This is a genomic window from Sphingobium sp. (genome assembly GCF_003248505.1).
In the GTDB taxonomy this organism is placed as follows: Bacteria; Pseudomonadota; Alphaproteobacteria; order Sphingomonadales; family Sphingomonadaceae; genus Sphingobium.
Window position 1 is genome coordinate 1 of the sequence record NZ_QFOA01000092.1, and the last position, 9,923, is coordinate 9,923.

At 63.4% G+C, this 9,923-nt stretch carries 12 protein-coding genes and 1 pseudogene; 10 read left to right on the forward strand and 3 right to left on the reverse strand.

Annotation, left to right across the window (positions count from 1 at the left end; all coding sequences use genetic code 11):
* Together DI606_RS17890 and DI606_RS17895 are read left to right on the forward strand one after the other, a co-directional pair.
* Window positions 1-448: pseudogene (locus tag DI606_RS17890) on the forward strand (histidine kinase); the annotation flags it as partial.
* 149 nt (window positions 449-597) lie between these two features.
* Window positions 598-1,044, forward strand: coding sequence for a globin domain-containing protein (locus DI606_RS17895; protein WP_239436246.1), 447 nt, complete (start codon window positions 598-600; stop codon window positions 1,042-1,044).
* 129 nt (window positions 1,045-1,173) lie between these two features.
* Here DI606_RS17895 and DI606_RS17900 read toward each other — a convergent pair whose 3' ends face one another.
* Both DI606_RS17900 and DI606_RS17905 read right to left on the reverse strand, forming a co-directional pair.
* Window positions 1,174-1,488 (reverse strand): hypothetical protein, encoded by a 315-nt coding sequence (locus DI606_RS17900; RefSeq protein WP_293985259.1) that lies wholly within the window; start codon window positions 1,486-1,488, stop codon window positions 1,174-1,176.
* A gap of 108 nt (window positions 1,489-1,596) precedes the next feature.
* A complete protein-coding gene (locus tag DI606_RS17905; RefSeq protein ID WP_293985260.1) occupies window positions 1,597-3,084 on the reverse strand; it encodes a helix-turn-helix transcriptional regulator in 1,488 nt (495 codons plus the stop codon).
* 149 nt (window positions 3,085-3,233) lie between these two features.
* Here DI606_RS17905 and DI606_RS17910 point away from each other — a divergent pair, with 149 nt between their 5' ends.
* From DI606_RS17910 to DI606_RS17945, 8 genes are all read left to right on the forward strand, one after another.
* Entirely contained in the window at window positions 3,234-3,635 is a 402-nt protein-coding gene (locus DI606_RS17910) for a YsnF/AvaK domain-containing protein (protein WP_293985261.1), read from the forward strand.
* Window positions 3,622-4,248: an OmpA family protein gene (locus DI606_RS17915; protein WP_293985262.1), complete on the forward strand. Its 627-nt coding sequence runs from the start codon at window positions 3,622-3,624 to the stop codon at window positions 4,246-4,248. The genes DI606_RS17910 and DI606_RS17915 overlap by 14 nt, the downstream gene beginning before the upstream one ends.
* Before the next feature lie 36 nt (window positions 4,249-4,284).
* Window positions 4,285-5,139: a DUF2382 domain-containing protein gene (locus DI606_RS17920; RefSeq protein WP_061781006.1), complete on the forward strand. Its 855-nt coding sequence runs from the start codon at window positions 4,285-4,287 to the stop codon at window positions 5,137-5,139.
* Window positions 5,140-5,206: 67 nt separating this feature from the next.
* Window positions 5,207-6,580: a mechanosensitive ion channel gene (locus DI606_RS17925; RefSeq protein WP_061781005.1), complete on the forward strand. Its 1,374-nt coding sequence runs from the start codon at window positions 5,207-5,209 to the stop codon at window positions 6,578-6,580.
* Window positions 6,577-6,945 (forward strand): hypothetical protein, encoded by a 369-nt coding sequence (locus DI606_RS17930; RefSeq protein WP_293985263.1) that lies wholly within the window; start codon window positions 6,577-6,579, stop codon window positions 6,943-6,945. The genes DI606_RS17925 and DI606_RS17930 overlap by 4 nt, the downstream gene beginning before the upstream one ends.
* Before the next feature lie 135 nt (window positions 6,946-7,080).
* Entirely contained in the window at window positions 7,081-8,391 is a 1,311-nt protein-coding gene (locus DI606_RS17935) for a cation:proton antiporter (protein ID WP_293985264.1), read from the forward strand.
* Between the two features lie 153 nt (window positions 8,392-8,544).
* The gene (locus DI606_RS17940; protein ID WP_293985265.1) at window positions 8,545-8,712 is read left to right on the forward strand and encodes a hypothetical protein; all 168 of its coding nucleotides are present in this window, start codon (window positions 8,545-8,547) and stop codon (window positions 8,710-8,712) included.
* Entirely contained in the window at window positions 8,712-9,395 is a 684-nt protein-coding gene (locus DI606_RS17945; RefSeq protein ID WP_293985266.1) for an MT-A70 family methyltransferase, read from the forward strand. The genes DI606_RS17940 and DI606_RS17945 overlap by 1 nt, the downstream gene beginning before the upstream one ends.
* Here DI606_RS17945 and DI606_RS17950 read toward each other — a convergent pair.
* Window positions 9,364-9,923 (reverse strand): BglII/BstYI family type II restriction endonuclease (locus DI606_RS17950; protein ID WP_293985267.1); only part of this gene is annotated, 560 nt, incomplete at its 5' end. The two genes, DI606_RS17945 and DI606_RS17950, sit on opposite strands and share 32 nt — an antisense overlap.

The window sequence follows — 9,923 nt, forward strand, 5'->3', positions numbered from 1 at the left end:
CGCGACCGAGCAGCTTCTATCCCACAACTGGCAGGCGGCGCCCCTGCCCGCGCTGGCGGAAAATGCGCTGGGCCACTTCACCCTCTACGCGGAGCGGCTTCGCCTCCACGGCCCCACGGTCACGATCGGCCCCAGGGCGGCGATGACGTTGACCCTCGCCTTTCACGAGCTGGCGACGAACGCGATCAAATATGGGTCCCTGTCCAATGAGGCGGGCACGATCGAGCTGACATGGAAGGTGCTGGATTCGGGCACCGAAGCCGAGCTTTGGATGCAATGGGCCGAACGGGGTGGCCCGCCAGTCGTCAGGCCCGAGCGGCGGGGCTTTGGGTCGCGGCTGATATGCACGGCCGTGAGCCGCAGCTTGCGCGGCCGTGCCGAGATGGAGTTTCCCGCCTCGGGCGTCGTGTGGACCTTGCTCGCTCCTCTGGCTGCGGTCGAGCTATGATCGAATGCGGATATGGGATACCCCGACGCTAAGCCTTGGGTTCATCGCGCATGCCTGTCTCTCCGGCCCACGCTCCTTGCTCGATCGGGTCCCTCTCGCCACTTTGATCGTCTCTTTTGTCAGGGTCCTGAAATCCGGAGCACGTCTGTATGTCCAAACCGCTTTCCCCCGAAACAATGGCTTTGGTAAAAGCTACGGCGCCTGCGCTCCAGCAGCACGGCGTGGAGATTACCACGCGCATGTATCAGCGCCTGTTCGTCGATCCGGAGATCAAGGCGCTGTTTGACATGGCCGCGCACGAATCCGGCGCGCAGCCCAAGCGGCTCGCGGCGGCGATCCTCGCCTTTGCGCAGAATGTGGACAAGCTCGACGTGCTGAAACCCGCGATCGAGCGCATCGCCGCGCGCCATGTCGAGACCCATATCAAGCCCGAACATTATCCTGCAGTCGCCAACGCGCTGCTGCCGGCGATCCGCGACATATTGGGCGAGGCGGCAACCGATGAGATTCTGAACGCCTGGGGCGAAGCCTACTGGTTCCTGGCCGATATCCTTATCAACCGTGAGGCGCAGCTCTACCGGACTGAGGCGGCATGATCGCCGCATCGGGCCGCTCCTCCCGCTAGGACACTGACTCCTCAGCGCCCGCCAGCCCCATCACGGCGGTAAGGCACCGGCCTTCATTGGCCGAATGGACAGGCACAAGAGAGACGAACTCATCGCCATTCACTCCTGAACACCGTTAGCGAGCTTGACGAGCACCTTCTCAAGATCGGCAATGGCCTGATGATCTTCGATCGACCAACCCTCACCTTTTGGCCGTTTCGGCCCCTTTTGTAATCGACCGATGATTGAGGCGGCCTCGTAGACCTCCTGCACGCCGCCATGGCCGCCCAGATCAAGCCGGTGCGCGATTGTCGTGAGCCGATCCACGAAGTTCGTGCGGGCCGCCGGCCCGCTCTGGTGCGCAAGAGCGGCAGGCCCTGCCTTCAGAGCCGTGGCGAGAACATCCAATGCATCATTATATGGGGTATCTGGCATGATAGCTGTCCTTCTTTGCTTTGCCGATCCCCTCGTGAGTGACTCATGGTCTCCGGCTATTGCTGTTGAAGACCATTACTGGATTGCGGCCGCACGGTTGCATTTGTTTTAGGCAAAGCCACGTTCCCGAGCCCAAGCAATGGCTGCGGCGCGCCGATTGACACCGATCTTTCCGTAGATGCCGGCAACGTGGTTTCGCACCGTGTTTCCCGAAAGCGACAAATGCTTCGCGATCACCTTGTCGTCCAGGCCCTCGCAGATAAGCCCCAGCACCTCACGCTCACGAGGCGTCAGGTCGGCGGTCTCAGTGGCGGTTTCGGCGCGCGGATTACGCAGGGTTGCGAGCTTGTCCATCACGGTCCGGCTAAACCAGCTTGCATCCTTCATCACCGCTTCGATCGCGTCGGCCAGCTCCAGCTCGCTTTTCCGCCGCGCCGTGATATCTTGATAAAGCCATAGCGTGCAGCGGTCGCCCCTGATCTCCATGCGCTCGGCCGAGAGGAGGCAGTCGACCGGTTGCCCGTCTGCATCGATCAGCCGGACGTCGCGGTTGCGCACGCCCCCGCTTCGATCCAGCTCCTGCTGCACCTCCTCACGCTGCGCCGGATCGGCCCAAAGCTCGGGATCGCCGGCGGCTCTGCCGATCGAGCCGGCCGAGCTGCGACCAGTGAGGCGAACGAACGCGTCGTTCACGTCCATTGTGCGGTGGCTGTCGGGCGAAGTCAGCACCATCGCCACGGGCGCCATCTCAAACAGGGTATGAAAGTGTGTCTCGCTCGATCGAAGCGCCCGTTCGGCTTTCCGGCGGGGCTCCAGATCGGCGAAGGTAAACAGCATGCACTTGTCGTCGCCGACTTCGATCGGCTGACCGGCGATGATGACGAGCTTGGTATTGCCGTCCGGCAGCGGCAGCTCCGCTTCCATCTGCGGGATCGTCCGGCCTTCCGCAAGGCACTGCCTGGCATAGTCCTTTCGCTCGGCACCGTTGAGAATGTCGAGATCGTAGAGGCTGTTCCCTTGGACCACCTGACGGGGGTAGCCGGTCATTTCGAGAAAGCCGCGATTTGCCCGGCTATACCGTTGATCCGATAGCCGCATGATGAGCGCCGGCGCGGGATTGGCCTGGAACATGGCCTCGAACCGCGCCTCCGCTTCATACTGCTCGGAAACGTCCTGAATCACGAGCGCCAGACAGTCCGGCTCTTCGTCGTCCCCGGTCATCACGACGTCGCGCACCCGATGGGTCCAACGACGTTCATCGCTGCCGGCGGCACTCACCTCCACCACCAGGTCCGGGAAGCTCTCGCCCGCCAACATGCGGATGACAGGATATTCGCGGTTGGCGAGCCGGTGCCCGTTGCGGAACCGGAGCGCGAACCGCTGCGCATAGGTGTCGGCGTTGCCACCGAGCCCTTCGAGCTTGTTGACGCCGTGCATCGCCAGCGCAGCATCATTGGCCCAGATGATCGTTCCGGCCAGGTCGATCAGGATGACGCCGGCCGTCATGCCGCCAATCAATTGTTCGAGGTGGGTCAACGTGTCGCGTGCGAGAACACGGGAGAGCGGATTGGCCATGCCGGTAGAGCGCCGCGCCATAGGATGATGTTCCTCGCAGATAATGAACGGCTCGGCGAGAACTACTGCACCGGTAGTAGCAAACTACCAGCTCGATCAACCCGGAAAGAGTTAGCTCCGGGGCACTTTAAAGGTTCGGCGGCGTTAGGTGGCAAAGCTGAAGGACAGGCATGCCCGACGACATTCGCCTACCGATCATTGAGGAGGAGGCGCACGTTACCAAACGTGCGACCGACGTCGAGCATGTCACCGTCCGCACCGTGCCCGAGCAGGAGCAGGTCGTTGTTCGTGACGAGGTTCGGCGCGAGCACGTCGAGATCAGGCGCGTAGCGGTCGAACGCGAGGTCGATCGAGCCCCCGCTGTCCGTGAGGAGAACGGCGTCACCATCATTCCCGTGATCGAGGAGCGATTGGTTGTCGAGAAGCGGCTTTTCCTCGTCGAGGAGGTCCACATTTTCCGGTCGGCGCAGGCGGAGGCGGTCGAGCTGCCGACCACGCTCAGGCGCACCCGCATCGAGGTCGACCGCACCGATCTCACCAAAACCCAGGAGGATGTTCATGGCAGGACCTAACGATGACAGGCCGGAGGGCGCACCGAGTCACATCCATATCGAGAAGAACAAGGGCTTCAACTGGCTCCCTTGGTTGCTGCTTGCGCTCGGGATTCTGGCGTTGCTGTTCGCTCTGAGCCGCTGCAACCGTGAGGACACCGCTGCCGTCGCTCCCGCTCCTACGGCCGCCCCGACCGAGGTTGTCGCGTCGACCCCGAACGCCGGCTCCGCTGACGCGCTGGTCGGCACGTCCGGTCTCGGCACCTATCTGGCCGGCACGGAGCCGCTTCCCCGCACCTTCACCTTCGAGAAGCTCAACTTCGACACCGCCAAGAGCAATATCCGACCCGCCGATGCTGCCGAGGTGAACGAGGTGGCCGCGACCCTCAAGCAGTATCCGAACGCCCGAATCCGCATCGCCGGCTACGCCGACGCGCGCGGCACCGATGCAGCCAACATGGCGCTCGGCAAGGCCCGAGCCGATAGCGTCAAGTCGGCGCTCGTCGCGCAAGGCATCAACGCCGGCCGCATCGAGACTGTCTCAGGCGGCGAGACCGATCCAGTCGACACCAACGCTACCGCTGGCGGTCGCTTTGAGAACCGCCGCACCGAACTCGTCGTGACGGCGAGGTAAGCCGCCAAATCCCGTCTCAATCGCAGGAGTAAGATCATGTCCAGCACCATCACCGCTCTGTTCGACAGCCGCGCCGACGCCGAGGCAGCCAAAGACCGGCTCAAGAGCGCGCGGATCGACGCCGACCACATCCATATCCACGACAAGTCGAGCGCCGGTTACAAGGAGACCGGCTACTCGACCCATGAGGACCGCGGCTTCTGGGACTCGATCAAGAACGCGTTCGTGCCCGATGAAGACCGCCACACCTATGAGGAAGGCGTGCGCCGCGGCGGTGCGCTGCTGACCGCCGACGTCGATGACGATTGCGTCGACGAGGCGGTGCGCGTGCTCGAAGAGGCCAACTCGATCGACATCGACGACCGTTCGAGCCAGTGGCGTTCGTCGGGCTGGGATTATCCGGGCACCGGCGCCGCTGCCGGTGCGACCGGGGCCGCTCTCGGCAGCTTCGACCGTCGCGAGACCGCCGGCCGCACGGCCGAACAGGAAGAGGTGATCCCGATCGTCGAGGAGCAACTGGTCGTCGGCAAGCGCGACGTCAGCCGCGGCGGGGTGCGCGTGCGCTCCTATGTGACTGAAACGCCGGTTCACGAGCAAATCCGCCTCCGCAACGAGCGGGTCAACGTCGAGCGGCGCTCGGTCGATCAGCCGCTTTCCGCGGCCGATACCGACGCCTTCCGCGAGCGGACGGTCGACATGACCGCGACCGGCGAGGAAGCGGTGGTCGGCAAGACCGCCCGTGTCGTCGAGGAGGTCGTGGTCTCCAAGACGGCCGAGGAGCATGTCGAGGAAGTCGACGACACCGTGCGCCGTACCGACGTCGAGGTCGACCGCGACACCGACGTCGAGACCCGCGGCTCGACCTTCCGCGACACCGACAAGCGTATCTAGTCGGTGGAGCCCGGCGCAGGTGAGAGCCTGTGCCGGGCTCACATGCTTTGCCAACAGGGAGACGGCGATGAACCCGAACTATGTGACAGCGGACGGCATGGTCGCCGGCACCCGCAACTTCGGCGACACCGCCGTTCTTTACCTACAGGAGTGGGGGCCGCGCGTTCTTGCCGCGGCCGTCATCCTCCTGATCGGCTACCTTTTGGCGAGGGCCGCCAAGTGGGGCGTCGCCGCGCTGGTCAACAAGACGCCGCTGGCGCGTCACGCGCACCGGCAGTCCGGTATTCCCGAGACGGGCCGCAACCCCAAGAGCGTCGGTGCCCAGGTCGGTGATGCGGCCTTCTGGATCGTGATCCTGATCGCGCTCGTGCTTGCCGCTCAGCCGCTTGGCCTGGCCGCTGCCACCAGCCCGGTCGGCCGAATGCTCAACCAGTTCGGCGCCGCCATCCCCAACATCATCGGCGCAGGGCTGATCTTCTTCGTCGGCTACATCGTCGCCAGCGTCGCCAAGAAGGCGGTGGAGGCGGTGCTGACAGCCGCCCGCACCGAGCAGCTCGCCGAACGCGCCGGGATGGCCAAGGCCGATCCCACGACGCTGCCGCGGATGGTCGGCGGGATCGTCTTCGCGCTCATCATTATCCCGGTCGCGATCGCCGCGCTCGATCAGCTCAACATCCGCGCAATCTCCGATCCGGCGACCGCGATGCTCCGCATCATCCTCGACAGCATCCCGCACGTTGTCGCAGCCGCGATCATTCTCGCGCTCGCCTATGTGATCGGCCGGTTCGCGTCGCAACTCCTCAGCCAATTCCTGAGCGGCACCGGCTTCGATCGCACGATCAGCGCGCTCGGCGTGTTCCCCTCAAGCACGACGCCGGCGGCCGGGGTTCCGTCAACTTCCGCAGGGGCCTCCGCGACGCCAGCGCTAGTGCCATCCAAGCTGCTGGGTAACGCCGTGTTCGTCGCCATCATCATCTTCGGCCTGATGGAGGCGTTCCGGCAACTCAACTTCGCCTACGGCTCGCGCATGATGGCGGAGATCCTGACCCTGCTCGGCTCGGTCGTTTTCGGTGCCGTCATCATCGCCGCAGCCATCGCCATCGCAAAGCTGGTGTCGACGGTCGTGCGCGCGGGCGGCGGGGCCAATGCCGAGCTGACCGCGAAGATCGTGCACGTTGCGATTATCGTGCTCGGCACCGCCATCGGCCTGCGCTTCATGGGTCTCGCCGACGACATTATCAATCTCGCCTTCGGCCTGATCCTGGGTGCCATCGCTGTCGCTTTCGCGCTCGCCTTCGGTCTCGGCGGACGGGATGCCGCTGCTAAGCTCGTTCAGCGTCTCAGCGGCTCGGCCGCAACACCCCATCCGCCGATCGCGCCGCAGTCGAGCACCACCCTCCGTCCGGGCAGTTCGACGCCGAGCGAGGAACCGCAGTCATGAGACGAGGGCTACGCCTCCAGCTCGTCGGGCTGGCACTGATCGCGTTCGTGGGGGCCTGTGACGGCCCCCGCGAGGATGCCGGCGAGCAGGCCGACGCCAACGCAGGTGTCGTATCGAGCGAGGATACGATCGAGAAAGGGCCGGCGGAGCGGACGGGGGAAGCCCAGGATCGTGCCGCTGACAGTCTGAACGAGGCGATCGAAGCACGTGCGGACGCCGCCGAGGACCAGGCGGACGCCGTTCGCAGCGAAGCCGATCAGCGGGCGGATGCCTTGGAAGAAGAAGTCCGCAGGGTTCGCGCGACTGCCGAGAAGAAGGCGGATGCGACGGAAGATCGTGCTGACGCAATTCGGCAGCGACAGTAACAAAGGCCCGCAAGAGGTCTCGCGTAATGAACTGGGAGCCAGGCTGTGTTCGGTCCCTGTCTGCTCATTCCGCCAGGCTGATGCGACATCCATCTGAAGCGCTCGGAACGCGCTACTGCCTGGAGAGCGGCGCAGGTGCCCAGCTTTTCATCGCCTGAACCCTATATCCTCTGGCTGACAGGTGCCGGAGTCCTGATCGCCCTCGTAGCATGGCTGCCGCTTGCGTTGAAACGATTGCCGCTGTCGCTGCCGATCATCTGTATCGGGATCGGAGCCGTGGTCTTCTCGTTGCCGGCTGTGTCGCTGCGGCCTTTGCCGATGTCTTACGCCGACATCACCGAGCGCTTCACCGAGTTCATCGTTATCATCGCGCTGATGGGCGCAGGCCTGAAGCTGGATCGCGTATTCAGCTGGCGCCGATGGAATGTGACCTGGCGGCTGCTTGCGGTCACGATGCCCCTCAGCATCGCGGCGATCACGGCGATCGGAGGCTGGGGCTTGGGCCTGTCATGGATCGCGGCGCTTCTGCTTGGGGCTTGCCTCGCTCCCACTGATCCCGTGCTCGCGTCAGACGTGCAGGTCGGTCCTCCCAAGACCGGAGAGGAAGATGAGGTGCGCTTCGGTTTAACGTCAGAAGCGGGCCTGAACGACGGTTTTGCCTTTCCGTTCGTCAACCTCGCTATCGCGCTGGGCATTTCGGCGAGCACCGGAGAGCCTTGGGCGCGCGAATGGGTGTTCCATAGTGTGTTGTGGGAAATCGGCGTGGGTGTCGTCGGCGGTTGGTTGATCGGCCGCCTGTTCGGCTGGCTGACCTTTCACGTGCCAGCGGAAACCAAGCTGGCTCAGACCGGGGATGGCCTGATCGCCATTGCCGCGACTTTCGTCTCCTACGGCGTGACCGAGCTGCTCAACTGCTACGGCTTTCTGGCTGTCTTCATCACCGCATTGACGCTTCGCCGCTCGCATCGCGATCATGAGTTCAACCGCGAGATGCACGACATCACCGAACAGGTGGAGCGCATCGGCATGATGGTGCTCCTGATCCTGTTCGGTGGTGCGCTGGTCAGTGGGCTCCTTCAACCGATTGGTTGGGTAGATGTACTGGCCGCTGCGATCATTATCCTCGTCGTGCGGCCCGTTACCGGCCTGATAGGGCTTGCCGGTTTGCGGGCAGACCTCTCCGAGAAGATGACCCTTGCCTTCTTTGGCATCCGCGGTGTCGGCTCCTTCTATTACCTGGCTTATGCGCTGAACCACGTTGAGCTTGCCGGAGGCGAGCGGCTGTGGGCCATCGTAGGATTGGTGGCGCTGTTTTCCATCCTCCTCCACGGGCTGACCGTCACGCCGGCTATGCGTCTCCTAGACAAGCTACAGGGACGCGATCCGGATGCCGACCTGCCGCCGCCAGGATTGAAAGGCCCTGCGGCGGATACAGAGCGAGCTTAGGTTGCTGGTGTCATAACCGGTCGGTTTTGGCACCAGCGCGGCAAGCGCGCGGCCAGCGGGGCGCATCCTAGGCGTTCCTAAAGCGAAGCCAATTTGCTTGCATGTCGTATTACATCGCAATATCAGAACATACGGTGTACGCCGGAGAGGCATATGGCAGACGATATGGTGGTGACGGTGCGGGTGCCGAAGAAGCTCGTACAGCGGGCACGGCAGGTGGCCGATAGTCGTGACGAGACAATGAGTCAGGTCATCCGGCGTGGTTTGCGCGGCTATGTGGGTCGCGCGTCAAAATCGATTGAAAATGAGGACGCAGCTTAATGTCAGAGCCCAAGCGCAAGGCGTCCAAGAAGTCACCGGCCTATGGTCCGGCAGGCATGGATCTGTTGAATGTCGCTGGTGGTGGTGGCTTCAGAACGGTGCTGGCAGATCCGCCGTGGCAGTTTCAAAACCGCACCGGGAAGGTGGCGCCCGAGCATCGTCGTCTCAACCGCTACGGAACGATGACACTGGATGAGATATGTGCGCTGCCGGTCGAGGAATGCGTCGCGGCGACTGCCCACCTCTATCTATGGGTTCCCAATGCGCTGCTTCCAGATGGCTTGCGTGTGCTACGCGAATGGGGATTCGAGTATAAGTCCAACATCGTCTGGCGGAAGATCCGCAAGGATGGCGGCTCCGATGGCAGGGGCGTCGGTTTCTATTTCCGCAATGTCACCGAGCTGATCCTGTTCGGCGTACGAGGCAAGAACGCCCGTACTCTTGATCCTGGTCGGACGCAGGTGAACTACCTTGAGAGTCGTAAGCGCGAGCACAGCCGCAAGCCTGATGAGCAGTATCGACTGATCGAGGAATGCAGCCCTGGACCTTTCCTAGAGATGTTCTCGCGCGGAACGCGCCCTGACTGGACAGTGTGGGGCAACCAAGCCGACGAGGAGTATGCCCCGTCTTGGCCGACGTATGCACACCATTCTAGGGCTGGGATGCCGGTGGCGGCAGAGTAGGTTCGGAAAGGATCTCCTGCTCCTCCTCGCCTTCCGCGATGGCGCCAACGTCCAGGTGTTCGTCAAAAGTGACGATTGCGCTGGGCAGGCCGATGAGGAGGAGCGGACAGGGATTCCCGACGCCGCGATGCACACGGTCTTCCAGTTTCCGCCAGTGAGTGGTGGCCGCACCATACTTGTCCTGAACGAAGCTTTGCGGCCAAGCCTCGGCAAAGGGCACCGATCCGCCACGCATCCGGCGCGTCACATCGGCACGTTGCCGCGGCGTCGGGGTCAATCCCAGAGCATTGAGGTCATCAGCGGAGGCAAGGTTGCGCTCGGCGGCAAATCGGCGGACCAGTTGTACCATGTCGTTCTGTAGGCTTGCGCCCCGCGTGACGATCACCCCGACGCTGATCGCACCTTCGGCATGAAGGCGTTTGAAGTTTTCTAGATCGCGGTCGAAAAATGGATCCTTGTTGTTCCATTCGATTTCGAGCGCGATCACCCGCCCGTCCGGGAAGGTCCGGACGTGATCGACCTCGTGCG

Excerpts from the sequence above, each read along its gene's own strand:
- DI606_RS17895 (WP_239436246.1), top strand. The coding sequence starts at position 598 with ATGTCCAAACCGCTTTCCCCCGAAACAATGGCTTTGGTAAAAGCTACG.
- DI606_RS17900 (WP_293985259.1), bottom strand. The coding sequence starts at position 1,488 with ATGCCAGATACCCCATATAATGATGCATTGGATGTTCTCGCCACGGCT.
- DI606_RS17905 (WP_293985260.1), bottom strand. The coding sequence starts at position 3,084 with ATGGCGCGGCGCTCTACCGGCATGGCCAATCCGCTCTCCCGTGTTCTC.
- DI606_RS17910 (WP_293985261.1), top strand. The coding sequence starts at position 3,234 with ATGCCCGACGACATTCGCCTACCGATCATTGAGGAGGAGGCGCACGTT.
- DI606_RS17915 (WP_293985262.1), top strand. The coding sequence starts at position 3,622 with ATGGCAGGACCTAACGATGACAGGCCGGAGGGCGCACCGAGTCACATC.
- DI606_RS17920 (WP_061781006.1), top strand. The coding sequence starts at position 4,285 with ATGTCCAGCACCATCACCGCTCTGTTCGACAGCCGCGCCGACGCCGAG.
- DI606_RS17925 (WP_061781005.1), top strand. The coding sequence starts at position 5,207 with ATGAACCCGAACTATGTGACAGCGGACGGCATGGTCGCCGGCACCCGC.
- DI606_RS17930 (WP_293985263.1), top strand. The coding sequence starts at position 6,577 with ATGAGACGAGGGCTACGCCTCCAGCTCGTCGGGCTGGCACTGATCGCG.
- DI606_RS17940 (WP_293985265.1), top strand. The coding sequence starts at position 8,545 with ATGGCAGACGATATGGTGGTGACGGTGCGGGTGCCGAAGAAGCTCGTA.
- DI606_RS17945 (WP_293985266.1), top strand. The coding sequence starts at position 8,712 with ATGTCAGAGCCCAAGCGCAAGGCGTCCAAGAAGTCACCGGCCTATGGT.